This window comes from Mesorhizobium bavaricum (genome assembly GCF_056781655.1).
The window spans coordinates 5401831-5427222 of sequence record NZ_CM165566.1 but is presented as its reverse complement, the minus strand read 5'-3'; the positions used below and the strand labels follow the sequence as shown (position 1 = coordinate 5427222).

The window sequence follows — 25392 nt, the reverse complement described above, 5'->3', positions numbered from 1 at the left end:
GCCAGCAAACGATTCGTGAGCGGTTTTCATCAGGAGTGATCGCCAGGAAGCCTTTTGGAACAGGCATTCGGACGGCGATGATGCCGCCCGGCGGGGTCGAACTGGGCTTGACTTGGCGGCCTGCCTTGCGTCACAGGCAAGAAAAACCCGTCTATCAGGCAAGCAAAACCAGCCCTTGGGAGCCCTCGCATGGCCGTTGCACTCACTTTCCCCGGACAAGGCAGCCAGGCTGTTGGCATGGGCAAGGATCTCGCCGAAGCATTTCCCGAAGCGCGCAGGGTCTTCCAGGAAGTTGACGACGCGCTCGGCGAGAACCTGTCGAAGCTGATCTGGGAAGGGCCGGAGGAGACTTTGACGCTGACCGCCAATGCGCAGCCTGCCCTGATGGCGGTGTCGCTGGCCGCGATCAGGGCGCTGGAATCGCGCGGCTTCTCGCTGAAGGGCAAGGTTGCCTATGTTGCCGGCCATTCGCTGGGCGAGTATTCGGCGCTCGCGGCCGCCGGCTTCGTTTCGGTTGCCGATGCCGCCCGGCTGCTGCGCATCCGGGGCAATGCCATGCAGGCGGCGGTGCCGGCCGGCGAGGGCGCCATGGCGGCGATCATCGGACTGGAACAGGCTGACGTCGAGGCCGCCTGCGCCGAGGCGGCCCAAGGGGCTGGCAACGGCTCTGTCTGCCAGATCGCCAACGACAATGGCGGCGGCCAACTGGTGATTTCCGGCGCCAAGGCAGCGGTCGAACTGGCGGCAAGGCTCTGCACGGACAAGGGCGCCAAGCGCGCGCTGATGCTGCAGGTCTCTGCGCCTTTCCATTCGGCGCTGATGGCGCCGGCCGCGAACGTCATGCGGGAAGCCCTGGCTGGCGTGGCCAAGAATGTGCCGGTCGTCCCAGTCGTCTCCAACGTGTCGGTGACGACCTCGATCGACCCCGACGAGATTGCGCGGCGTCTGGTTGAACAGATTACTGGCCGCGTGCGCTGGCGCGAGACGGTGGAATGGTTCGGCGCAAACGGCATCACCACGCTTTACGAGATTGGCGCCGGAAAGGTGCTTTCAGGCCTGGCGCGGCGCATCAACCGCGAGATCGCCACCGCGTCGGTCGGCTCCGCGGCAGAGGTCGAGGCGGCGCTGGCGACGAATGCTTAATAGGATGCGATTTGACCCCATCCGTGCGAAGGGTGTTCTCTTCTCAATCAGGAGACAAAAATGTTCGAATTGACTGGCCGCAAGGCACTCGTCACCGGCGCGTCGGGAGGCATCGGCGAGGCCATCGCCAGGGTGCTGCATGCGCAAGGCGCCATCGTCGGCCTGCATGGCACCCGCGTCGAGAAGTTGGAGACGCTGGCTGCCGAGCTTGGCGACCGGGTCAAGCTGTTCCCGGCCAACCTCTCGAACCGCGACGAGGTCAAGGCGCTCGGCCAGAAGGCGGAGGCCGATCTGGAAGGTGTCGACATCCTGGTCAACAACGCCGGCATCACCAAGGATGGCCTGTTCGTGCGCATGTCTGACGCCGACTGGGACACCGTGCTCGAGGTCAATCTGACCGCCGTGTTCAGGCTGACGCGGGAACTCACCCATCCAATGATGCGCCGCCGCCACGGCCGCATCATCAACATCACCTCGGTGGTCGGCGTCACCGGCAATCCCGGCCAGACCAACTACTGCGCCTCCAAGGCCGGCATGATCGGTTTTTCCAAGTCGCTGGCGCAGGAGATCGCCACCCGCAACATCACCGTCAACTGCGTCGCTCCGGGCTTCATCGAATCGGCGATGACCGGCAAGCTCAACGACAAGCAGAAGGAGGCGATCATGGCGGCGATCCCGACGCGCCGCATGGGCACCAGCGTTGAAGTCGCATCCGCCGTTGCCTATCTCGCCTCCAACGAAGCCGGCTACGTCACCGGCCAGACCATCCATGTGAATGGCGGCATGGCGATGATTTGAACGAGGTCCGGCGGAGTTGTTGCCGGCTTGTGAAAAGAGACCATTTCGGCTTGGACCTCAGCTATTTTTCGTGTAATGCGGCCCGCAACCCGGCGGTTCGGGCAAAAACCGGTCCGTGGCCGTTGCGTTTCCGGCAGGACCATCTTTCAGCTTGATTAGCGGCATTCTGCCCGCTAACGAAGACAGACAAACAAAAGACGAGGATGCCCCAAATGAGTGACACCGCAGAGCGCGTCAAGAAGATCGTCATCGAGCACCTTGGCGTCGATGCCGACAAAGTGACGGAGCAGGCGAGCTTCATCGATGATCTGGGCGCCGACAGCCTCGACACGGTCGAACTCGTCATGGCGTTCGAAGAAGAATTCGGCGTCGAGATCCCCGACGACGCGGCCGAGACCATCCTGACCGTTGGCGATGCTGTGAAGTATATCGACAAGGCATCGGCCTGACGCTTTCCGCAGTCATCACCGGGGAGGACCTGCGATGAGGCGTGTCGTCGTCACGGGCCTTGGTTTGCTGTCGCCGTTCGGCATGGGCTTCGAGCACAGCTGGAAGGAACTTCTGACCGGCCGCAGCGCAGCAAAGCGCATTACCGAATTCGAGGTGGAGGATCTTGCCTGCAAGATCGCCCACGTCGTTCCGCGTGGTGACGGCAGCAATGCCACCTTCAATCCCGAGGCCGTGCTCGAGCCGAAGGAATTGCGCAAGATCGGCGACTTCATCCTGTACGGGATTGCCGCCGCCGACGAGGCGCTGAAGGATTCCGGCTGGGAACCCAAGACCCATGCCGAGCAGTGCGCCACCGGCGTGCTGATCGGCTCCGGCATCGGTGGCATCGAAGGCATCGCTGAGAACGCGATGATCCTCAAAGAACGCGGCCCGCGCCGCATCAGCCCCTTCTTCATCCCGGGCCAGATCATCAATCTCGTCTCCGGACAGGTTTCGATCCGGCACGGGCTGAAAGGCCCGAACCATGCCGTCGTCACGGCCTGTTCGACCGGCGCGCACGCTATTGGCGATGCTGCCCGGCTGATCATGTGGGGCGATGCCGACGTGATGGTCGCCGGTGGCGCCGAGGCGCCGGTAACGCGGCTGTCGATTGCCGGCTTCGCGGCATGCCGGGCGCTGTCGACCGATCGCAACGATGCGCCCCAAACAGCGTCGCGCCCCTATGACCGCGACCGCGACGGCTTCGTCATGGGCGAGGGCGCCGGCGTCGTCGTGCTTGAAGAACTCGAACATGCCAAGGCGCGCGGCGCGAAGATCTACGCGGAGGTGACCGGTTACGGTCTCACCGGTGACGCCTATCACATCACCGCGCCCGCTGAAGACGGCGACGGCGCCTTTCGCTGCATGACGGCGGCGTTGAACCGGGCCAAGCTGACGCCCGCCGATGTCGACTACATCAACGCGCACGGCACCTCGACCATGGCCGATACCATTGAGCTCGGCGCCGTCGAGCGACTTGTCGGCAATGCCGCGTCCAAGATTTCGATGTCGTCGACCAAGTCGTCGATAGGCCATCTGCTGGGGGCGGCGGGTGCTGCCGAAGCGATCTTTTCGATCCTTGCCATTCGCGACAATGTCGCGCCGGCGACCATCAACCTCGACAACCCGGAGCGCGAAACCGCGATCGACTTGGTGCCCAACAAGCCGCGCGCCCGCCAGATCGACGTGGCGCTGTCCAATTCCTTCGGCTTTGGCGGCACCAACGCTTCGCTCGTCTTCCAGCGCTACAATGGCTGACCGCCCGGCTGCCGGGCGACGCTTGTCGTCAATTTTGCCATATTCGCCCCTACTCTGCCGCAGGGGATTCGTTGAGCGATCAAACGGTAGGGCGAAATGAACACAAATCCGGCGGGCAACGGAGAATTCGGGCAACGGCCGGCAACATCAGGTCCGATCATGCCGAAGACTGCAAACGAAGCGCTGCGGCCAGAGGCCGGCACGCCACCGCCGAAGCGCTCGCGGGCCTCGCGCAGCCAGATCGTCGTGTTCATGAACTTCGTCATCTCCTTGGTGATGCTGATGGTTCTGACGGCGGGCGTCGCGCTCTATTTTGGCAAGCAGGAATTCACTGAAGCTGGCCCCTCGGCCAATGGCGACACCTTCCTGGTCAAGCCGAACACCGGCGTCCAGGATATTGCCGAGCAGCTCGAACGCCGCGGACTGATCAGCGACGCGCGGATCTTCCGCCTTGGCGTGCGCGCCTTCGGCAATGATTCAGCACTGAAGGCCGGCGAGTACGAGATCAAGCCCAGGGCCTCCATGCGCGACATCATGGAGCTTTTGAAGAGTGGCAAGTCGGTGATGTATTCGCTGACCGTTCCAGAAGGGCTGACGGTCGAGCAGGCGCTGCAGCGTATCGCCGACGAGCCTGCCCTGAGCGGCGACATGCCGGCGACCACTCCGCCCGAGGGCAGCCTCGCCACCGACACGCTGCGCTTCACCCGCGGCGCGACGCGCCAGCAGATGGTCGACAAGCTACTGGCGGATCAGAAGAAGCTCGTCGAGGATGTCTGGCAGCGGCGCGCGCCGGACCTGCCGCTGGCCAACGTCGAAGAGTTCGTTACGCTGGCCTCGATCGTCGAGAAGGAAACCGGCAAGGGTGACGAGCGTTCGCGGGTTGCCGCCGTCTTTCTGAACCGGCTGGCCAAGGGCATGCGCCTGCAATCCGACCCGACCATCATCTACGGCCTGTTCGGCGGCAAGGGCAAGCCAGCGGACCGGCCGATCTACCAGTCGGACATCCAGAAGCAGACGCCCTACAACACCTATGTGATCAACGGCTTGCCACCGACGCCGATTGCCAATCCGGGTCGTGCGGCGCTGGAGGCGGTGGCCAATCCGTCGAAGACCGACGACCTTTACTTCGTCGCCGATGGCACCGGCGGGCACGTCTTTGCCGCGACGCTGGAAGAGCACAACGAGAACGTCGCCCGCTATCGCGCGTTGCAGAAGAAGCAGGCCGATGACGCCGCCAAGGCTGCGGGCGCCGGTGACACCAATGCCGACAAGCCGGCTGACGGCACCAATGCCGACAAGCCGGCTGACGCTGGCGACGACAGCGGTGATGGCGGCGGCGATGCGGGCGCTGCCCAGTAGGATGAAGAAAGGCGTTGCCCAACAGGCGACGCCCTGACATTTGGAAGAGCCGCGCGTCCGATTTCGACGCACCTGCGGCGCAGTCATTTCAAGCCGCACGTGCTCCTCTCCGGACAACCGGTTTCGGGCTGATGCGCCAGGGACTTGTGGGCGATATGAATTTGCAGAGCATGACCGGTTTTGCACGTGCCGTCGCCGAGCATGAAGGCACCGCGATCGCCTGGGAGGTCAAGTCCGTCAACGGCAAGAGCGTCGAGGTGCGGCTGCGGCTACCGCAAGGCTTCGAGCGGCTGGAACCGGCCGTCAGGCAGACGCTTCAGAAGCGTTTTGCGCGCGGCAATTTCCAGGCGACACTGACCATTGGCCGTGCCGCCGGCGCGCAGGCGCAGCCAGTCGTCAACGAATCCTTCCTGAAGGACCTGGCGGGGCTTGCCAAGCGGTTGCAGGAGCAGTTCGGCGTTGCCCCCGCGACGGCAGACGGATTGCTTTCGCTGCGCGGCGTGCTTGATATTCCCGAAACCGTCGAAACCGAAGAAGTGCGCGCCGCGCTCGACATCGCGATCATGGCCGCGCTCGAGGTGGCCCTCAAAGGACTGGAACAGGCACGACAGGGCGAAGGTGCCGCACTGGCCTTATTGCTGGCGGGCCACATCGACGCAATCGAGGCGCTGACGCAGCAAGCCGAGGCGGATCCGTCACGCGAGACGGTAGCGATCCGCGAACGCCTCGCCGAGCAGGTCAGGCTGCTGATGGATGCTTCCGCCAATCTGGACGTCACCCGGTTGCACATGGAGGCGGCTTTCCTCGCCACCAAAGCCGATATCCGCGAAGAGATCGACCGCCTGAAAACGCATGTCGCATCTGGCCGGGCACTGCTTGAGGGTGGCGGTGCGGTCGGCCGCAAGCTCGATTTTCTGGCACAGGAATTTAACCGCGAATCGAATACGCTGTGCTCGAAGTCGAACGCCGCTACGGTCACCGCGATCGGGCTGGAGCTGAAGGCCGTGGTCGACCAGTTTCGTGAACAGATCCAGAATCTGGAGTAGCCAATGGTTGCCAAGGATTTAGGGTCCCGCATTCGCCGCCGGGGCCTGATGCTCGTCTTGTCGTCGCCATCGGGGGCTGGCAAGTCGACGATCGCGCGCAACCTTCTTGAAAGCGATTCCAGCCTCGAACTGTCGGTCTCGGTCACGACCAGACCGCGCCGCGGCAGCGAGATCGAAGGTGTTCACTACCATTTCCGGACCATGCGCGATTTCGAGCGGCTGCGCGATTCCGACGCGTTGCTGGAATGGGCCGAGGTGCACGGCAATTGCTACGCGACACCGCGCGAGCCGGCCGAACTGGCGCTGGCTGAAGGACGCGATATGCTGTTCGACATCGACTGGCAAGGCGCACAGCAGCTCAAGGAGAAGATGCGCGCCGACATTGTCTCGATCTTCATCCTGCCGCCGTCGATGAAGGAATTGAAAGCGCGGCTGAAGCGCCGCGCCGAAGACCAGGAGGCGGTGATCGAGACGCGGCTGAAGAATGCCCGCAACGAGATCGAGCACTGGAAGGAATATGATTTCGTCATCGTCAATGACGACCTCGACCGCGCCTTCGCCGAAGTGCGCGGCATCGTCGTGGCCGAGCGGCTAAGACGCGACCGCCGGCCCGGCCTGTTCGATTTCGTCTCGGGATTGTTGGACGAGAAGACGGGCTGACTGGCTTCAGGGCGCCATGCCGTCGACCAGGATCAGATTGCGGCTGAGCGCGGCATCGCGCACGTCCAGCGCCGCCGCGTACTCAGCGGAGGCGTACCAACGCCTGGCTCGTTCCATGTCAGGAAATTCGACGACGATCAGCGGTCCGGGATGCCACTTGCCTTCCAGCGTCTCCACCTGGCCGCCACGCACCAGATAGCGCCCGCCATGCTGGGCGATGGAGGCACCGGCGCGGGATCGGTAGGTCTCGATCGCCTCTTCGTCGCGGATCGTGACATCGGAAATGACATAGGCAGGCATTTTGGTTCTCCGGCATGTTCGCCAGGTTATCTATGCCCTGACCCAGGCGATTCCAGGCCTGCCGGCGCTACACCGTGTTGGTCAGGCGTACGAATTCCTCGACGCTGAGCGTTTCGGCGCGGCGTGTCGGATCGATGCCGGCGCGCTCGAGCAAGGCTTCGCCGCCGAGGCTTTTCACGCTCTGCCGCAGCATCTTGCGGCGTTGGCCAAAGGCGGCTTCGGTGACGCGGCCGAGTTTTCTCACATCGGTGGGCAGGGGTGTCGCGCGGGGCTCCAGATGCACCACTGAAGAGGTGACCTTGGGCGGCGGCGTGAAAGCCTGTGGCGGCACGTCGAAGGCGATCCTGGCCTGCGTGCGCCAGCCGGCCAGCACGCCAAGCCTGCCATAGGCATCGCTACCGGGTGCGGCGACGATGCGTAGGGCCACCTCGCGCTGGAACATCAGCGTCATCGATGCGTAGAAGGGTGGCCATTCGCCGACCGTCAACCAGCGCACCAGCAGCTCCGTGCCGATGTTGTAGGGCAGATTGGCGATGATCTTCACCGGTCGGTCGGCTCCTTCCCTGGCCAGCGCTGCGAAATCCGTCTTTAGCGCATCGCCGGATACAATCTCCAGCCGGCCGGGATAATGATCCGATACTTCTGCGAGCGCAGCCAGACAGCGTTCGTCGCGCTCGATGGCAATGACGTGACGCGCGCCGTTGGAGAGCAATGCGCGAGTGAGCCCGCCGGGGCCGGGACCAACCTCGATCACGGTCGCATCGGACAAGTCGCCGGCGGTGCGGGCTATCTTGCCGGTGAGGTTGAGGTCGAACAGGAAATTCTGGCCGAGCGCCTTCTTTGCCTGCAGCCCATGACGCTCAATCACCTCGCGCAGCGGCGGCAGCCCGTCGATGCTCATGTGCACAGGCTCAGGCAGGAAGCGCTCATGCGGCGGCCGCCTTTGTGCCGGTGTCGGCCAATCGCCTGGCAAGCTTCAGCGCCGCCATCAGGCTGTCGGGCCGCGCCACGCCTTTGCCGGCGATGTCGAAGGCGGTGCCGTGGTCGGGCGAGGTGCGGATGAAGGGCAGGCCGAGCGTGACATTGACCGCCTCGTCGAAGGCCAATGCCTTGGCCGGGATCAGCGCCTGGTCGTGATACATGCACAGGGCTGCGTCGTAGCCGGCCCGTGCCCGGGCGTGGAACAACGTGTCGGCGGGCAAGGGCCCGAAGGCGTCGATGCCTTCTGCCCGCAGGATGTCGATTGCCGGGCGCACGATACGCTCGTCCTCGAGGCCCATGGCGCCGCCTTCACCCGCATGCGGATTGAGTCCGGCAATGGCCAGCCGCGGCCGGGCTATGCCGAAGCGCTGGGTCAGATCGGCGGCGGTGATGCGCGCGGTCGCGACGATCAATGCGGTGGTCAGCGTCTTCGGCACCTCCGCCAGGGCGATGTGGATGGTGACGGGCACGGTGCGCAGGTCGGGGCCGGCCAGCATCATCACCGGCATCGCCTCGACGCCGCTGTATCGGGCCGCCAGATGCGCCAGATACTCGGTGTGACCGGGAAAGCGGAAGCCGGCATCGTAGAGCGGCTTCTTGGCGATCGGGCAGGTGACGACGGCTGCGGCTTCGCCGGCAAGGCAGTCGGCGACGGCACGATCGATGGCCTCGATGGTGGCGGCCGCGTTGGCCTGGTCCGGCCGGCCGGGGCTGTCGATGCAGCGAGCGGCCAGTGGAACGATCGGCAGGGCGCGTGCAAACACTTGCGCCGCTTGCGCTGGCGTCGTTTCGACGATCGGCAGCGAAATGCCAAGGAGGCGCGCCCGGGATGCGATCAGCGCCGGATCGGCGAGCAGATAGAAGGGCGGCAAGGGGGCAGCCTCGCGCGCCATGAAGGCTGCAATCGCGATCTCCGGCCCGATGCCGGACGGATCGCCGGCGCTCAACGCGAGCGCAATCACCGTGCTGCCCACGTCAGCGCTTGACGATGCGGGCTTTCGCCTTCAACTCGTCGACATATTTCTTGCTGAGCTCGTCGGCATTCTTGTCACCGGAGCTTTCGCCCTGGAACACCATCTGGGCGACCTTGTCGTCGGACACTTCGCGCGACGAGCAGATGCCGATGAATTCGACGCCGCGGTCGGTCTCGCGCGTGGGGGTGGCGCCGCCGACCTTGGTAGCCTTGACCTGTTCGGCCCAGTCCGCCGGCAGTTGCGGCGCCAGCACGCGGCCCAGATCGCGAACGGTGACGTCGATCAGGCCCTTGGCGAATTCGCGCGTCGTGTTGCAACCGTTGAAGCGGGTACGCATGGCGTCGGCCTCGCGCTTGCGCTTGGCCAGCGTCGCACTGCGCTCTGCCGCCGGCACCACGAAGATGACCTGCTGCAGCATGTACTCGGTGGCGCTCGGCTTGGCGCCGCCTTTTTCCAGCATCTTCCTGACAAGGTCCTGTTCGCTGACAGCGCCGGTGCCGTCGCCGGAACGGTAACGCGCGCTCAAGGCCTGGTTCCAGGCCATCTGGGCGCGGATGAATTCCTTGAAGTGTTCCTTGCTGACCCCGGACTTCGCCATGACGCCGTCGAGCTGGCTGAGCTGCATCTTGTTGCTCGAGGCAAAGCGCTGGTAGGCGGCCTCGACCTGCGCGTCGCTGATGCGGATGCCAAGCCGCTTGGCCTCGGCCATGCGCAGCGTCTGGTCGATCATTTCCTGGGCGGCGTCGCCCTTCTTGCGCTGCAGCTTCAGAAAGGCGGCGCGATGTGCGATATCGCCGGTGGTGACCGGAATGTCGTTGACGACGTACTTGATCTCGCTGGCGAAAGCCGGCGGCGTCATCACGGCGATCGACAGGGATGTCGCCGCCACAAGCAATGCGAACCCTGCTGAAAAGAGGTATTTCCTCATCGTTGGTATCCCAATTCTATCCCGGTCCCGCCCAATTTAATCTTTTCCGGTGCGCGAAATCCGTGCCAGCCCTATGCGGCGAAACGATGTCGCCGACTGTTACTGGATCGTGCCGAGGGTATTGCTCGACGAGCCAAAGTCGCCGAGGGTGCGGAACGACAGGTTGAAGCCGATGCTCTGCGTCACCTCCCTGGTGTTCAGGTCGCGCGACTGCGAGTACGACATCAGATAGGTAAAGCAGGAATCGTTGTAGGCGAAGCCGACGCCATCCTTGACCAGCAGGGCTTCCTGCAGATCGTAGGTTCCGGTTCCGAAGACGCGCCAGTTCTCGGCCAGATGCGTCGATGCACCAAGCGTGACCTCATGGCGGTCGGTCGTGAAACCATACAATGGCTGGGCCTGGATGAAGGCGTATTTGGCACTCAGCGCCACCGGCAGGCCGGAGTAGGCGGCTTTCACCTCGGCGCGGCGAACTTCAAAGCTCTGTTCGTCGAAACGGCCGCTGAGCGAGGCCGCGAAGCCATTGGGGCTGTTGAAGCCAACCAGGCCGACATAGTCCGACTTGGTGTTTTCGAGGCCCGAATAGGCGCCGACATTGACCAGATCCGGCGCGGCGAAGGAGTTCTCGCCGCCAATCTGATAGGACTGGCCGAAAATGGCATTGGTGCCCCAACCGTTGTTGTAGGAGCCGGAATAGCGCAGGCCGACATTGGCACGCGAACCGCCTTCGACACGGTCGTAGCCGGAAAACTTGTCGCGTTCGAACAGGGTGGTCGCGTCGAAGACCATGCTTTGGGCGTCTTCGTTGGGAATGGCGAGACCGCCGACATACTGCTCGTTCGGGCGCATGAAGACCTGCGCCATCGGCTCGAACACGTGGCTTGAATTGGTCGCCGAAAACAGGACAGGCCAACGCATTTCGAGCCCGGCGGTCGCCATGTAGCGGGCAAACGAAGAGCGCATGTCGGCGCTGGTATTTATCTCAGGGTTCATCGCCATCTCGTTGATGGCGGCAAGCGAGGCCGACGAGGCGTTCAGGTAGTCGGCGTCCGCCTGCAGGGCGAGCAATGGCGTCAGCACCAGCCCGCCATCGGTGACGAAAGTCCGCTTCCACTCGGCCTCGGCGGTGAGACGTCCGGATTCGCCTTCGATGCCACGGACACGCTCGGTTGGAGTGGCCGAGTTATACGGGGTCGAAAAGGCTTGATCGAGATCGTCGCGGCGGATGATGCGGGAGTTGACGTTGAGCGACAGCTGGCCGCCGGCCACCGACATGTCGGGAATATAGGCGTAGTCGAGCGACGGCAGCACCCAAGGCTGCTGGTTGGCGCGCGCCGCGATATTGCCGTTGGGCGTATCTTCCTGCACCTCGAAATGCATGGCGCGCAGGTCGAAATAATTGCGGTCGTTGAGACCGGTCAGGTAGACCGACGACTGGTGGACGCTGGAACTATACTTGTCGATATTATAGGTGTTCGAGAAGTTCTTGTCGGTCTGCAGCAACACGTCCCAGCCGAAATTCCAGCGCGGATTGATGGCGAACTGTCCTTGGGTGCCCATCATGCCGCGGAATTTGTTCGGATCGCCAACTTCGCCCGAATCGACGTTGTGGCCAGAGGTGGCGGGAAAGCCGGACGCGTCGAGAAAGGCATCGGGATCTTGCTGATGAATTCCGGCGATCTTCAAACTGTACTGGCCATTGTTGAAGCGCTGGCGCCACTCGGCCTCACCGAGGAAGCCCTGCTTGGTGTAGCCGGTGCCGGTGACGGTCAGGTCGTAGGTCGGTGACAATGCGAAATAATAGGGAACTTTGACGCCGACGCCGAGATCGCTCTTGTAGACGATGCTGGGGATCAGGAAGCCGCTCTTGCGCTTCACTGTCGGGTCGGCAATCTCGAACGCAGGCAGATAGGCGAGCGGGAAGCCGAAGAATTCGAAATTCGCGTTCTCGAAGCGAACCGTCTTCTTTTCGCCGTTCCAGATGATCTTCCTGGCCTTGACGCGCCATGTCGGCGCCTTGTCGGGCTTGTCCTCGCACGGTTCGCAGGCGGTATAGACGCCGTTGTGGAACGTCGTCAGCACGCCGCCCATGCGCTCGGCGCTTTCGGCGGCGAAATAGGCCTTGTCGATGGTTTCGACCCGTAGTGCGTTGACGAAGCCGTCGGCGAAGTCATCGGTGATGTCGATGTGGTCCGAATTGATCTTGGTGCCGTCGCTGTTGACGACTTCGACATTGCCGCTCGCGACCATCCGCTTGGTATTGCGGTTGTACTCGACCCGCTGGGCGACAAGGCGATTGCCGCCATAGTCGATCTGCACGCCACCGACGGCAGTCACCGTCTGGTTGTCGTTGTTGTAGACCAGCGTGTCGGCGGCCAGCAGCATCTGCGAGCCGGATGGAACCGTCGTCGCCATGTCGCCGACGTCCTGCGCAAGCGCGGGCATCGGCACGGCGCAGGCAAGCAGGCACGCCAAGGCGCTGGCCGCATAGAGGCGCGCCAAACCGGCCTGCCTGTTGCTGGGCAAAAACGCCTCCCTCACTAGCCGTCTTCCTTGTATAGCAGGAAAGTCACCCCGAAGAACATAGCCACCACGACCGGTACCCAGGCGGCTATGACAGTCGGCACGAACCCCGCCACGCCGAATGCCTTCACCAGCACCGAAACGACATAAAGCAGAAACCCGGCGACGATGCCACCCAGAATCATCGTTGCCGACTGCCCCATCCTAGCAAATCGCATTGAAACTGTTGCCGCAATCAGCGTCATCGCGACGAGAAGGAACGGCAACGCCACCAGCGAATCAAACTGCATGGCAAAGGCATTTGCCTTGAGGCCGAAGGAGCGGGCAACCTCGATTTTTCCGGGCAGGTCATAGAAAGGGATGGTTTCGGGACGCGCCAGCCGCTCTTGCACGAATTCAGGCTTCAGATTGGTCGGCACGCGATCGCTTTCCGATGCCTGGATCGTGCCGTTCTGGAATGTTTTCACGTCCCGCAATTCCCAATAGCCGTCGCGCAGGAAGGCGCGCGCGGCGTCCTTGCGCTCGACGATGTTGCCTTGCGGATCGAGAATGAAAAAGACGACATCGGCCATCTCGAGGCCTTGGTCGAGGATGGCCCGTGCGCCGATGATGGTGTCCCCGGAACTGGTTTTCTGCCGGATCCAGGGTGTCGCATCGGCAGAAACCGTGTTCGATTTGCCGCTGCGCAGCTGGGTTTCGATCTGCTCGGACCAGGAAAAGGCGTGCGCGGCGAGCGGATTGATGACGCCGACCGACAGGACACCGAACAGCAACGCTCCGATGCAGCACGGCAACAGGAATTGCCAGGCGGAAACGCCGGCGGAACGCGCGATGACCAGCTCGTAGCGCCGGTTGAGCGACACCAGCGTCGCCATAGCCGAGAAGAGGCCGACAAACGGCACCGTCTGCAGCATGATCATCGGCATCCGCAGGCCGGAAATGGCCACTGCCGTCCCATAGGTGAAGCCCGGCAGGCCGGTGGTGCGACCGGAGAGCTCGGTGAAATCGATCAGGAACACCAGCGCCAGGAGGCCGATGAAGAACCAGAAGGTGATCGTCACGTAACGAAAGAAGAAATAGCGGCCCAGCGTCCAGCCCATCAGCTGACCCCTTGCCCAGAAGCGCCGCGCCCAGACAGACGCAGCTTCAGCGCGTTCCAGCTGTCACCGATGCGGGTGGCGAAGTTTGTCATCCAGTCCGCCCAGGCTATCGGCAGTTCCATGGTCCGGTTGGAGACGATGAACCAGATCGCCACCGCCGAAGCCACAATGGGCACGCCATAGACCATATAGGCGTATTGCGGGATCTCATCGGCCTTGCTGGCGGCAAAGAAGCCCAGCCAACGCACGAACAGCGATATCGAAATCGCCGTGATCAGCGGATTGACGCGCGCCTCGCGGTGCGAGCGCGCGTCCCCCGCGACCGCGAGCGCGATCAGCGCGAAGACGATGGAATAGGTCCATTCCGAAAACCGCTGGTTGAGCTCGGCCCGGTATTCAAGGGGAATTTGCTGGTAGTTCTTGTCGTTGGGGTTTGGATTGAGCAGGTACTGGGTCGTCTGGTCCTTCGGCAGCAGGTTCACCTCCGAAGCCGCTGCCATGAAGGCCGACATGTCGAAGGCATAGGATGTGAACCGGATGACCGACAGGTCGCCGGTCAGCGTTTTGCGATGGATGACGCCGTCATTCATCATCAGCACCTTTTCGCCGCCGCGTTCGATGATGTTGCCGGTCTTGGCGTAGTAGACGAGGTTGACCCCTTCTTCGCGTGAATCCGCGACGAAGATGCCGCCCAGCCGATTGTCGGGAAGCCGCTCGCCGATCTGCAGGAACAGCCCGTCCTCGATCTTGCGGAAGGTGCCTTCCTGGATGATCAGCGACAACAGATCCGCGTGCGACGCCGCCACCAGGGCGCGGTTTTTCTGCCGTGCATAGGGGTCGATGCCGTTATCGACAGCAAAGGAAAAGACGCTTGCCGCGAGCGCCAGAAGCATGATCGGCCGCACGATCGTCCAACGCGAAGCGCCGGCGGCGTTGACGACGGCAAGCTCGGAATCCGAATTCATGACGGAGAGTGTCTGTGCCACCGCCACCACCAGCGCGAAGGGTACGACGATCGGGATGATGGAGGGAAGGATGAGAGCGGCGACCTCGAAGAAGGTCAGCGACGACTGGCCGCTGTCGGTGACCAGGTCAATCTTGGCCAGCACCTGCGTCGTCCACACGATTGCCAGCGTCCACACAAGCGCGGCCAGGAAGACCACGAAAGCGCGGCGCATGATGTAGCGTTCAATGACCTTCATGAAGGCTTTTCTCGATCTTTTCGAACGGCATCATGCCACCACGCAAGGGTAGCGGTCCGGCGGCGCCTGCACAACTGGCTCCATCAGGTGATCGGCCCGGTCCCGTCCCAAGTCACCCGTCTCGGTGCGCCGGAGTGTCGTTGCGAATGGATAAGAAAGGGCGAACATCGATGGTTAACAACAGGTTGCGGCAAAAAGCGGGGCCGTGCCGCGAGGAATCACCATCGATTCCGTTGGTCATATGGGATGCGAATTCGGCAAAGTCTTGCCAAATGCCGGAAAACGACCAAATGTCGCGCATCGCTTCGAACCGCTTCCCCAAAAGCTACGCATTCCCCGAAAGCAGGACATGATGACTCAACGACCGTCGATCGCCTTCGCCAAATTTTCCGCACCCAAGAATGGCACAGTCTTCGTGCTGTCGGCGGATGAGGGCGGCCTGAGCGATACCGCAAAGGCTTGCGATCCGGGCAAGACATTGGGACGGGCATTTCCGGTGGCCGAGTTCACCGGCAAGTTCGCCAGCGCCGTCGAAATTCTGGCGCCGGAAGGAACGTCGCTCGACCGGCTGGTGGCGATCGGCGTCGGCAAGGTGTCGGGGCTCGACGAATATGCCTGGCTTAGGCTTGGCGGCACCATTGCCGCGTCGCTGCGCAAGGCGACTGAGGTGGCCGTGGTGCTCGACGCGGTTGGCGCCTCGCCGAGCGGCAAGGACGCGGCAAGCCTAGCGGCAGGCATTCTTCTGCGCAGCTATTCCTTCGACAAATACAAGACCCGCAAGGACAAGGACGACGCCGAGCCGAAAAAGCCGGTCAAGGTCATCATCCACACCGCCGCTCCGGCCGCTGCGAAAAAGGCCTTCACTGACGCGGAGGCGGTGATCGACGGCGTGCTTCTGGCGCGCGACCTTGTCAACGAACCGGCAAACGTGCTTGGGCCGGTTGAGTTCGCCGCCCGCGCCAAGGAACTCGAGGCGCTCGGCGTCAAGGTCGAGATCCTGGCCGAGAAGGAGATGAAGAAGCTCGGCATGGGCTCGCTGCTCGGTGTCGCCCAGGGCTCGCCGCGCGGCGCCCGCATGGCGATCATGCAGTGGAACGGCGGCAAGCCAAAGGACAGCCCGGTTGCCTTCGTCGGCAAGGGCGTCACGTTCGACACCGGCGGCAATTCGATGAAGCCGGCCTCCGGCATGGAGGACATGAAGGGCGACATGGGTGGTGCCGCCGCCGTCACCGGTCTGATGCATGCGCTGGCCGCGCGCAAGGCGAAGGCCAATGTCGTCGGCGTCATCGGTCTGGTCGAAAACGCCGTCGACGGTCATGCCCAGCGCCCCGGCGACATCGTCACCTCGATGTCCGGCCAGACCATCGAAGTGCTCAACACCGACGCGGAAGGGCGCCTCGTGCTGGCCGACGCGCTGTGGTACTGCAACGACCGCTTCCAGCCGAAATTCATGGTCAATTTGGCGACGCTGACCGGCGCCGTCATGGTCGCGCTTGGCCAGCACTATGCCGGCCTGTTTTCCAACAATGACGAACTGGCCGAAAGGCTGACGGCGGCGGGGCAGGCGACGCAGGAGCGGTTGTGGCGCATGCCGCTTGGTGCCGAGTACGACAAACTGATCGATTCCAAGAACGCCGACATGAAGAACATCGGCGGTCGCTATGGCGGCGCCATCATCGCGGCGCAATTCCTGCAGCGCTTCGTCAAGGAGACACCTTGGGCGCATCTCGACATTGCCGGCACGGCGATGGGCTCGCCGTCGAACGAGATCAACCAGTCCTGGGGTTCCGGTTTCGGCGTCAGGCTGCTCGATCGGCTGGTAAGAGACAATTACGAGCAGTGAGCGGGTTCATCCGGTATAGGCTGAAGCGATGGCCGACGTCCTGTTCTACCACCTGACCGAATCGACGCTGGAGGATGCCCTGCCTGGCCTCTTGGAGCGCAGCGTCGACCGCGGCTGGCGCGCCGTGGTGCAGACCGGCACAGAGGAGCGCCGCGATGCGCTCGACCAGCATCTGTGGACCTTCCGTGACGATTCGTTCCTGGCGCACGCGACCGACCGTGAGGCTTATCCCGGTGAACAGCCGATCCTTCTGACCACCGGCGACGGCAATCCCAACGAGGCAAAGATCCGCTTCCTGGTCGATGGCGCCATGCCGCCCGAGCTCGGCAGCTACGAGCGTGCCGTGTTTCTGTTCGACGGCCACGATGCCGCCCAGGTCGAGGCGGCCCGGGGGCACTGGAAGACGATGAAGGACGCTGGCCATGCCGTCACCTACTGGCAGCAGACGCCAGACCGCCGCTGGGAGCGCAAGGCGTAGGAGTGCACCTGCGGCGCACCGCTCGGCGCCCATACGGCAAGCGGATCGATTCCAAGAACGCCGACAGGAAGAATAACGGCGACCGTTGTGGCGACGCCATTATCGGCTTGTCGCGGATCACGCGCTCTACGGCTTTGCCTTGATCCGGTTTTGTTTGCGGGTGGCGTAGTCACCGTATTTTATTTTCATGAACTCGTCCGCCATGTTGCGATGCGAGCTCCTGAAAACGTACCAGTCGCCATCCGGAATCTTGCGTTGGTAAACCACCCTGCCGGCCTGGCGATGCTCGAAACAGGTGAGGGCGTCGGCGTCGCCTCCTGCTCCGTGCCATTTTGCGCGGAAGCAAAGCTTTCCGCCTCCGGGGATGAACCAGATGCCGTCACCGTAACCCAGCTTGCCCTTGTCCGAGGTCCAGGCGCTGAACTGACGGCGCTGCACGGCAAAATATCCAGCGCCGTTTCCACCCCAGAGCCACGAACGGTTCTGGTACATCTGGTAGAGACCCTCATCGGGCACCGCCTCGGCCTGCTTGGCCAGTTCAGCGACCTGCGCCGCAGTCTTGGCTGTCGCGGGAAGCTGGAAGGCAAGGACACCAATGGAACAGGCAAGCGCCGTTCCGACACAATTCCCCAATACTCGTTTCACAACCCTACCCCACTATTTTACGCCGCGCCCACTTCTGCACCGCACCCGGTACAGCACCCCTAGGGCAAGATATGCTGGGTAATCCTCCAATCAGGCAGCCCATAGCCACCCAACCACGGCCACACTTCCTTCTGGTTGAAGTAGACGACCGAGGTCAGAGCCGGAAACTCCGAATAGGACTTGCGGGTGTCGATTTCCCATTTCGAAACATATTCCTGCTTCCCGACATAGCCGAGCTCCGCCACCACGACCGGCTTGTTGAAGCCAGCGACGCGGTCATAGCCGGGCTTCAGCGCTTCGGCGAACGTACGGTCATGACCCGTCTCGTCATTGTCCTTTTTCTGCAGGCCGAACACCGACAGACCGATGACGTCGACATAGTCGTCGCCAGGGTAATATTTTTCCAGACCCGCTTCGCCCTTGGGTGACCACATGTATTTGGCGGCGGGGGCTGCCTTGCGGCAGATATCGACCTCGCGCTTGTAAGCGGCGATCCAGTCCTTGGGAGCCCAGTTGGCCCAGGTGAAGCGGCCGTTATTGTCCTCCATTTCCTGCGCCCAGCGAATGGTTACAGGGCTCTTCATGGCCCCCACCAGGTTGCAGATTGCCTGCATGTTGGCGTCATACTTGCCGCTCAATATGCCATTGCGCAGTTCGGTCGGGGTGACGCGCCAGTCCTTCGACCAGGTCCACGGCTCGACGGTGATCAACAGCGACCTGCCTCGCTGAAGGGCATAGGCGTCGGCCAAGGGAAGGCTCGCCAGATCGACGTCTTCCCAGGGCAGGAAGAGCTCCTCGATGCTGGCACTCTTGTCGGCACTGAAGTCCCCGTATGGATCATAGGATCCGAACGCCGAAGCGGCACTGCTCGTCTGAACGGGGTCCGTCGCGGCAACCGAGCCGGCGCTTCCCGCAGTGGGGAACGCGGCGCTTCCGCCCAATACCAGCGCGATTGCAAGTGCATTTGCTGCGGAGTGTTTCATGTTTGATCTCCCATGGCTTCAACATCCTGCGGAAGTTGAAGCTTCGCCCGTGCGCGTCGATGCTTGATCGACACGATTGCCCAAAACCAATCGGCTCTATTGGTGGAATCTGCGGGATTTCTGAGCGACTTTTGGCGGGCGTGCGAACCTTCGCACGGACCCCACCAAACGATTATCTATCTCTCTCAAGGCGCCAACACAAAGGAGCTACAGAGAGAGAAGGTTCGCCGCGATACTCACAAATTCGCGCCAATATCCCGATATATCATCCCTCGCTAAATTAAGAGCCGGTCGCGGCCAGGAGTCAAGTACAATTAACGGTTGCTTAACCCTGTCATTCGAAACATGGTTAACGCTGCTCTCGAGCCGGATCCCCACCGAACAGCCTCGACCCGTCAGCGAACTTCCAATGCTGAAAGATTTGCCGGCTTGTCATTTCGAGGTTGGTAGGGGGCGGTTATTCCTCTCCCGATTCAAGGCGTTAGGTTAACCAGATCTCAAGAATCATGGTTAGCGAACGCTTAATTTAGTTGACTCTAAGAAAGCGTGGACCGATTCTATCGCCGGGATTTGAGAGCTTTCAGCCATCTGTCGGCGGAAGCCCAAAGTGGCGGCGAGTAAGTGTATGAGTACTTCTGTGCGAGCAGGCATAGTCGGCTATGCGAGCAGACGGACGCGTCGGTCCGATACGGCTTTGGCCGCCGCTGCGCGGAAGGGGCCCTTTCTGGTGCCCGTGCTGTCGACTAGGCAGCAATGGGTCTTGAGACTGACCCTGGCATTCTGGTTCGTCACGCTCGGATTCTTCTGGTTCTGGTGGCTGAAGCCCGAGCATGTCGAGCATGTCGGGCCATACGCATTCGCGACACTCATTCTGGTGTGGCTCACCCTCATGCCGTTGTACTTCCTCTTGAACGTGCACGCGTCGAAAAAGCCGTCCAAGCTTCACATGATCCCGAACCGTTCGCGGGTCGCGATGGTGGTCACCAAGGCCCCGTCCGAACCGTTTGCCGTGGTTGCGCGCACGCTCGAAGCGATGCTGGCGCAGGATTATCCGCATGATACCTGGCTGGCAGACGAGGACCCGTCCGAGGAGACGATCGCCTGGTGCCATGCCCGCAACGTCATGATTTCCACACGGCGCGGCCGGGAAGATTATCATCGCAAGGTGTGGCCGCGCCGGACGCGCTGCAAAGAGGGAAACCTGGCATTTTTCTACGATCACTATGGCTACGAGCGCTATGATTTCGTCGCTCAGATGGATGCGGACCACGTCCCGACGCCAACCTATCTCAGGGAAATCCTGGTTCCCTTCGCCGACCCCTCGGTCGGCTACGTCTCGGCGCCCAGCATTTGCGACAACAACGCCGACGAGAGCTGGTCGGCGCGTGGCAGGCTGTTTCCGGAAGGGATGTTTCACGGGCCATTGCAGTCCGGCCATACCGGCGGCGGGGCTCCACTTTGCATCGGCTCGCACTATGCCGTGCGAACCATCGCGCTGAGGCAAGCCGGTGGTCTTGGCCCGGAACTGGCCGAGGACCATTCAACGTCGATGCTGATCAATGCGGCCGGATGGCGCGGCGTGCATGCCATCGACGCTATCGCGCATGGCGATGGCCCGCAAACCTTTGCCGATCTTGTCACGCAGGAATTCCAGTGGTCACGGAGCCTGATGACGATCTTGCTCGAATACTCGCCCAGCTACCTTCCCAAGTTACCGCGACGGTTGCAATTTCAGTTCCTGTTTTGCCAGCTTTGGTATCCGCTGTTCGCCGTTTTTGCGCTTCTGATGTTCGTCATGCCGATCTACGCGCTTTGTTCGGGCCAGAACTTTGCCAACGTGATGTATGCCGACTTCCTGTTCTACTACGCGCCGAACTCGATTGCCCTGGTTCTCCTCGTGATGATGCTGAAGGCGTTCGGTCTTTCGCGCCCGATCACCGCCAAGACGCTCAGCTGGGAAGGGACGCTATTCCTGTTCTTCGCGCGTTGGCCGTGGGTGCTCGCCGGCACGCTGTCGTCGATCCGCGATTATCTGACCAAATCGTTCGTCGATTTCCGTGTTACTCCCAAGGGCAGCGGCCCCAAAGACCTTCTGCCCGCCCGCGTCATCGTTCCCTATGTGGTGCTTGCGATTGGTGCGTCTTTGCCGGTTCTTCTCGTGGATCGTCCTTCGAACGCCACCGGCTTCTACTGGCTGGCCGCATTCAATGCGCTGCTCTACGGGCTGCTTGTGGTTGTGATCGTCACCAGGCACCTCATCGAGAACAGGATTTCGCTGCGAGCCAATGCTGTGAAACTTGCCTGGCAGGCATCGCTCGCCTGTGTCGCGCTCTCGGTTCCGGTGGCGGGATTTTACGACCGCGGTTTGGAAGGCATATACGGCCTGCAGCAGGGCGCCGGTCGCCTCCGCATCGTCAGGATCGCCTATGTGGTTTCCGGCGCTGGTCAGGGCGAGGCAGGCGACCGCAAATTCTACTTCGATCCTGGCTGGTACGAGAGTCGGTGACAAACAGAAGAGAGGGATGGTACGCTGCCCAGCCCTGTCTCACCCTCAGCCGGTTGTCATTTGGAGGATCACTTCTGTGGTTGGTATCCTGTCGATCCGCTGCTTTCTGTTGGCGATGATTGTTGCGCAGTCGCTGTTGGTCAGCGGCCCTAACGCCGCGACGGCGGAGGAGGTCGACATGTCGGCGGTCGCCGCGGCCGCGCCGCTCACCCCGGCGGACCTGTTTCACCTCTATGCCGGCCGCACCTGGGTCTGGGAAAATGGCGCTGCCTATTTTGCCAGGGATGGGCGCCAATTTCGCGCCTGGACCGGCGGCGCGAATGCGTCGATCGGCCAGGGCAGGTGGTTGGTCACCAAGGATGGCAAATTATGCATGGATGCAACGTGGAAGACGCTTGCCGGCAGCACGCAGGGGCGAGCCTGTTTCAGCCATCACCGATTGGGCGGCACGATATACCAGATGAAGGATCCCGGCGGTTCCTGGTATGTCTTCCAGGCTTCGCCGGCGCAGCCCGGGCAGGAGTACGACAAGTTCAAATCCGGCGATACGACCGCTGCGACCTTCGATAAGATGCGTCAGATGATCAGCCCTGGCGGGCAGCCAGCACCAGTCAAAAGCGGTGGTTGAGCGGAACTACCGTCTGGCATGAGCCGTGACGCACCGGTCATTTTCGCAACCCCGCGCCGGACCCTATCCTGACAGGTTGAGCAGACAAGCCGGATCCATATCTGTTTGAGCAGGCTGCTCTTGCCGGGCGCCTGTCAAGACATTGGCGAATCGCTTATCGTAATGCTTGAAGCGGTCCGGCGAGCGCGGTCGGGTCGCCAGCCGCTGATCGATCGCATCTTAATAATATCTGACCGAACGACCAGACGGTAAGCTCACCATACGGTTTTCAAGAATATTAATAAGTGATGTCTAATGTGCCTGCGTGATGTGGTAGCGAGCGGTTGCTCATGCGGCGTGAAAGCGACGAAAGCAAAGTATGTCGCAACTCGCCTTTGGCAGGGGACACAAGATGAAAAATTCCGCAATGGGCGCGTTTCGCTCGGGCAAAAATAGCGCGTTTATTATTGTGGCTGCGCTGGTGATCGCGACGGTTTCAGGTTGCCAGAGTGTGGATGCAACCAAAACCAATTCGGTCCTCGCCAAGCCTGTGGCCTACTCGCTTCGCAGCAAATCCGCGGTCCAGCCGGTCCGCGCCTGGTCCATGGCTCATTCGCTCAGAAGCGAACCTCTGATCCGGATGACGAGCGCAGTGCGGACGACTGAAAGAGCTTACGCTTTTGCATCGCCAAGGCGGATCACGGTCCGCACGCCGGCGCCGGTGAAAGCCTCTTACAATCCGGGCAATGGCGGCACGTTCCTGGGGAATTCGCCTTATATCTGCACCCCTAGCGGATTTGGCCAACGCGCGAGCTGCCGCCCCCGCTATTCCTGAGCCATCGAGCGGCGACAGGCGCTGCCGTCCTGGTTGGCGGCCGTTTCATCGGTTTCGTCTCCAGCCCAAAAAATGGGGCCGCCGTCCTGACGATCGTGTCGATGTCGGAAAGCTCCGGCACAAAGCCAAGATGTTCGCGGGCGCTTCCCGGATCGGCATAGAGCTCAGCCGGGTCTCCCGGGCGCCGGGTCCTGAAGACGGCCGGAACCGGTCTTGACGTCATTCGGCTGACCGCCTCGACAATCTCCTTGATGGACACGCCCCGCCCTGTGCCGAGGTTGACCGCCAGGTTTTGTCCGCCGCCCTCGAGATGCATGAGAGCTTTCAGATGGGCGCGGGCCAGATCGCTGACGTGGATATAGTCCCGCACGCACGTACCGTCCGACGTGTCGTAGTCCGTGCCGAAAACCTCGATCTCGTCGATGATGCCTGATGCGGCCATGAGCACCCTGGGAATCAGGTGCGTTTCCGGCGAATGCCACTCTCCAAGCTCGCCTTCGGGATCGGCGCCGCAAGCGTTGAAATAGCGCAGGATCGCAAACTTCATTCCGTATGCGGACGCATAGTCGCCGATGATCTGTTCGCCCATCAGCTTGGTGCGCCCGTAAGGGCTGATCGGATTTTGCGAGGACGTCTCGCGAACGGGCAATGCTTCCGGCACGCCGTAGGTTGCGCAGCTGCTGGAGAAGATGATGTTCTCGATGGAGTTCGCGCGCGCCGCATCGAGCACCGCGATGGTGCCCGTCACATTGGTCGAATAATATTCAGCCGGCTCGCAAACGGACTCGCCGACATAGGCCAGCGCCGCAAAGTGGATAACCGACGCCGGCCGGTACGTCTTCATCGCCCCCTGCAGCGCATCCTGGTTCCGGATGTCGCCGACGACAAGTGGACCCCAGGCGACAGATTTCTCGTTACCGCGGCTCAGATTGTCGAAAACCACCGGCAGATAGCCGGCGGCGGCCAACTGCTTGCAGGTGTGGCTGCCGATGAAGCCGGCCCCACCCGTCACCAGGATTGCCCGGCGAGTCATGACGCCGCGGCTCCTTTGACCAGTTTGCTTCCGTAGAGCAGGGTGTCAAAATAGTCGACGGTATGCGCGAGCCCCTGGCTTAGGCTGATTTTCGGCTCCCAACCGAGATTGTTCCTGGCAAAGGAAATGTCCGGCTTGCGCTGTCTGGGATCGTCGACGGGCAGCGGCCGATGCACGATCTTGGATCGGGAGTTGGTGTAATTGACGACCAATGTCGCCAGTTCCATGATCGTGAATTCGCCCGGGTTGCCGAGGTTGACCGGATGCGCGGGCGCATCAGGCGCATTCATCAGCCGCACAAAGCCCTCGATCAGGTCATCGGCATAGCAGAAGGAACGCGTCTGCAGGCCGCTGCCATAGACGGTCAGGTCTTGGCCGCGCAGCGCCTGGACGATGAAGTTCGAAACCACGCGCCCATCATCGGGCTGCATACGGCGGCCGTAGGTGTTGAAAATGCGGGCGACGCGGATATCGAGGCCGTATGTTCTCGAATAGTCGAAGAACAGGGTCTCGGCCGATCGCTTGCCCTCATCGTAGCAGGACCGCGGTCCGTGCGTATTGACGTTGCCGAAGTAGCTCTCGGGCTGTGGGTGCACGAAGGGATCGCCATAGACTTCGGACGTCGAGGCCTGGAATATCTTGGCGTTGTTCTGTCGCGCCAGTTCCAGAAGGTTTAGCGAACCAAGCACGCTAGTCTTGAAGGTATGGATCGGGTCTTCCTGGTAGTGCGGCGGAGAGGCTGGGCAGGCGAGATTGTAGATTTCATCGAACTGAAGACCCAAAGGCAGTGCATTGACGATGTCGTGCTCGATGCACGAGAATCTCGGATTACGCAGGAGGGCATTGAGATTGTATCTCTTGCCGGTGTGGAAGTTGTCCAGCGCGACAACGTCATATCCGTCCCGCAAAAGACGTTCACACAGATGCGATCCCAAAAATCCCGCACCTCCGGCGACCAGGGCGCGGCTCCGGTTCTGGTTGGCGCCCCTTTGACTGTGCCCGGATTCCAGTTTCAGAATCTTGGTAAGCTTACCCATGCTTTCCTCTCACGCACTGCACACGCTACCGCCGGGCCGTGACAAAGCGTTGCCCGGCCACGTCCTTGAGAACGTGACAATCCTCCGCGTCTGCGGAATCGCCATTCATTGATGTGCGTTAATTGTTTTGGGTTCGCGGAGCTGGTGCTACACGACCTGTTTGCTGCCGTTCAGCATTCTTTTCTGCGCCCCAAAAATCGCGATCACACGCCTGGTGCCATCATCGTCGATTTACTCGCCCAAATTGCACATCCCAACGCATTGAAAATATACCTGTGGAAATCCTAGTCAACTAAATTAGCGAAACCTTAACCATCGCTGTTTGCGAATGGTTAATCATGACGCTGCGTCGGCTTCGCGGCCGGACGTTGGGTGTACAGGGCGGATCCTCGTTGTGAATCAGCGTATTGCCTAGGTCACGGAAAAATATCCAGTCGAATGCGGCAAGCTGTTTCGGGGCAGAATCAAAGCTCGACAGTGAGGAGAGCCCGGTGCCGCAATTCAACGCGCATAGGTAGAGTTGCGTGCGTATTGTTGCCCGACAAGGATATGAGCAGAATAGATACGATGGCCTGTGTCAGCGGGCCATCACCGTCAGGGGGCAGCGACGAAACAAGGCAACCGCGCTATCCCAGATTGGTCCGGTTCGCCCTGCTCGAAGCAGG

At 61.9% G+C, this 25392-nt stretch carries 23 protein-coding genes; 12 read left to right on the top strand and 11 right to left on the bottom strand.

The window, feature by feature from the left end; all coding sequences use genetic code 11:
* The first annotated feature begins 189 nt into the window (after window positions 1-189).
* The 7 genes from fabD to gmk all read left to right on the top strand — a co-directional run bounded on the left by fabD (window position 190) and on the right by gmk (window position 6752).
* Window positions 190-1143: an ACP S-malonyltransferase gene (fabD, locus tag AC1RZR_RS26660; RefSeq protein ID WP_481826493.1), complete on the top strand. Its 954-nt coding sequence runs from the start codon at window positions 190-192 to the stop codon at window positions 1141-1143.
* Between the two features lie 60 nt (window positions 1144-1203).
* A complete protein-coding gene (gene fabG / locus AC1RZR_RS26655) occupies window positions 1204-1941 on the top strand; it encodes a 3-oxoacyl-[acyl-carrier-protein] reductase (protein ID WP_477276254.1) in 738 nt (245 codons plus the stop codon).
* Window positions 1942-2153: 212 nt separating this feature from the next.
* Complete coding sequence (locus AC1RZR_RS26650) at window positions 2154-2390, top strand: acyl carrier protein (protein WP_006203723.1); 237 nt, start codon at window positions 2154-2156, stop codon at window positions 2388-2390.
* Between the two features lie 34 nt (window positions 2391-2424).
* Window positions 2425-3687 carry a beta-ketoacyl-ACP synthase II gene (gene fabF, locus AC1RZR_RS26645; RefSeq protein WP_481826492.1) on the top strand — a complete coding sequence of 421 codons (1263 nt, stop codon included), beginning with the start codon at window positions 2425-2427 and terminating at the stop codon, window positions 3685-3687.
* A gap of 96 nt (window positions 3688-3783) precedes the next feature.
* Window positions 3784-5046 carry an endolytic transglycosylase MltG gene (mltG, locus tag AC1RZR_RS26640; protein WP_481826491.1) on the top strand — a complete coding sequence of 421 codons (1263 nt, stop codon included), beginning with the start codon at window positions 3784-3786 and terminating at the stop codon, window positions 5044-5046.
* A gap of 155 nt (window positions 5047-5201) precedes the next feature.
* On the top strand, window positions 5202-6092 hold the full coding sequence (locus AC1RZR_RS26635; RefSeq protein ID WP_477276260.1) for a YicC/YloC family endoribonuclease: 891 nt from the start codon (window positions 5202-5204) through the stop codon (window positions 6090-6092).
* Window positions 6093-6095: 3 nt separating this feature from the next.
* Window positions 6096-6752, top strand: coding sequence for a guanylate kinase (gene gmk, locus AC1RZR_RS26630; protein ID WP_095086392.1), 657 nt, complete (start codon window positions 6096-6098; stop codon window positions 6750-6752).
* A 6-nt stretch (window positions 6753-6758) separates the two neighbouring features.
* Here the strand turns inward: gmk and AC1RZR_RS26625 are convergent, their stop codons facing one another.
* From AC1RZR_RS26625 to lptF, 7 genes are all read right to left on the bottom strand, one after another.
* Window positions 6759-7052 carry a DUF1330 domain-containing protein gene (locus AC1RZR_RS26625; RefSeq protein ID WP_481826490.1) on the bottom strand — a complete coding sequence of 98 codons (294 nt, stop codon included), beginning with the start codon at window positions 7050-7052 and terminating at the stop codon, window positions 6759-6761.
* 67 nt (window positions 7053-7119) lie between these two features.
* On the bottom strand, window positions 7120-7953 hold the full coding sequence (gene rsmA, locus AC1RZR_RS26620) for a 16S rRNA (adenine(1518)-N(6)/adenine(1519)-N(6))-dimethyltransferase RsmA (RefSeq protein WP_481826489.1): 834 nt from the start codon (window positions 7951-7953) through the stop codon (window positions 7120-7122).
* Window positions 7954-7978: 25 nt separating this feature from the next.
* A complete protein-coding gene (gene pdxA, locus AC1RZR_RS26615) occupies window positions 7979-8995 on the bottom strand; it encodes a 4-hydroxythreonine-4-phosphate dehydrogenase PdxA (protein WP_481826488.1) in 1017 nt (338 codons plus the stop codon).
* A 13-nt stretch (window positions 8996-9008) separates the two neighbouring features.
* A complete protein-coding gene (locus AC1RZR_RS26610; protein WP_477276269.1) occupies window positions 9009-9935 on the bottom strand; it encodes a SurA N-terminal domain-containing protein in 927 nt (308 codons plus the stop codon).
* Between the two features lie 99 nt (window positions 9936-10034).
* Window positions 10035-12476 (bottom strand): LPS-assembly protein LptD, encoded by a 2442-nt coding sequence (locus AC1RZR_RS26605; RefSeq protein ID WP_477276271.1) that lies wholly within the window; start codon window positions 12474-12476, stop codon window positions 10035-10037.
* Window positions 12476-13561, bottom strand: a complete 1086-nt coding sequence (lptG, locus tag AC1RZR_RS26600) for an LPS export ABC transporter permease LptG (protein WP_481829124.1) — start codon at window positions 13559-13561, stop codon at window positions 12476-12478. Before lptG ends, AC1RZR_RS26605 begins: the two co-directional genes overlap by 1 nt.
* Entirely contained in the window at window positions 13558-14760 is a 1203-nt protein-coding gene (lptF, locus tag AC1RZR_RS26595; protein WP_477276273.1) for an LPS export ABC transporter permease LptF, read from the bottom strand. Before lptF ends, lptG begins: the two co-directional genes overlap by 4 nt.
* A gap of 352 nt (window positions 14761-15112) precedes the next feature.
* Between lptF and AC1RZR_RS26590 the strand changes: the two genes are divergently transcribed.
* Window positions 15113-16603 (top strand): leucyl aminopeptidase, encoded by a 1491-nt coding sequence (locus tag AC1RZR_RS26590; RefSeq protein ID WP_481826487.1) that lies wholly within the window; start codon window positions 15113-15115, stop codon window positions 16601-16603.
* A gap of 28 nt (window positions 16604-16631) precedes the next feature.
* Complete coding sequence (locus tag AC1RZR_RS26585; protein ID WP_481826486.1) at window positions 16632-17081, top strand: DNA polymerase III subunit chi; 450 nt, start codon at window positions 16632-16634, stop codon at window positions 17079-17081.
* A 126-nt stretch (window positions 17082-17207) separates the two neighbouring features.
* Here the strand turns inward: AC1RZR_RS26585 and AC1RZR_RS26580 are convergent, their stop codons facing one another.
* Complete coding sequence (locus AC1RZR_RS26580; protein ID WP_481826485.1) at window positions 17208-17726, bottom strand: DUF995 domain-containing protein; 519 nt, start codon at window positions 17724-17726, stop codon at window positions 17208-17210.
* A 59-nt stretch (window positions 17727-17785) separates the two neighbouring features.
* On the bottom strand, window positions 17786-18709 hold the full coding sequence (locus tag AC1RZR_RS26575) for a glycoside hydrolase family 26 protein (protein WP_379106304.1): 924 nt from the start codon (window positions 18707-18709) through the stop codon (window positions 17786-17788).
* Window positions 18710-19334: 625 nt separating this feature from the next.
* Here AC1RZR_RS26575 and AC1RZR_RS26570 point away from each other — a divergent pair.
* The 3 genes from AC1RZR_RS26570 to AC1RZR_RS26560 all read left to right on the top strand — a co-directional run bounded on the left by AC1RZR_RS26570 (window position 19335) and on the right by AC1RZR_RS26560 (window position 22657).
* Window positions 19335-21215: a glycosyltransferase family 2 protein gene (locus tag AC1RZR_RS26570; RefSeq protein ID WP_481826484.1), complete on the top strand. Its 1881-nt coding sequence runs from the start codon at window positions 19335-19337 to the stop codon at window positions 21213-21215.
* A gap of 76 nt (window positions 21216-21291) precedes the next feature.
* Window positions 21292-21843, top strand: a complete 552-nt coding sequence (locus AC1RZR_RS26565) for a DUF995 domain-containing protein (RefSeq protein ID WP_477276281.1) — start codon at window positions 21292-21294, stop codon at window positions 21841-21843.
* Between the two features lie 391 nt (window positions 21844-22234).
* Entirely contained in the window at window positions 22235-22657 is a 423-nt protein-coding gene (locus AC1RZR_RS26560) for a hypothetical protein (protein ID WP_481826483.1), read from the top strand.
* On the opposite strand, the gene galE is transcribed toward AC1RZR_RS26560, so the two are convergent.
* A complete protein-coding gene (galE, locus tag AC1RZR_RS26555; RefSeq protein WP_477276285.1) occupies window positions 22611-23690 on the bottom strand; it encodes a UDP-glucose 4-epimerase GalE in 1080 nt (359 codons plus the stop codon). The genes AC1RZR_RS26560 and galE overlap by 47 nt on opposite strands.
* Entirely contained in the window at window positions 23687-24727 is a 1041-nt protein-coding gene (locus tag AC1RZR_RS26550) for a UDP-glucuronic acid decarboxylase family protein (RefSeq protein ID WP_477276287.1), read from the bottom strand. The genes galE and AC1RZR_RS26550 overlap by 4 nt, the downstream gene beginning before the upstream one ends.
* Window positions 24728-25392: the final 665 nt, after the last annotated feature.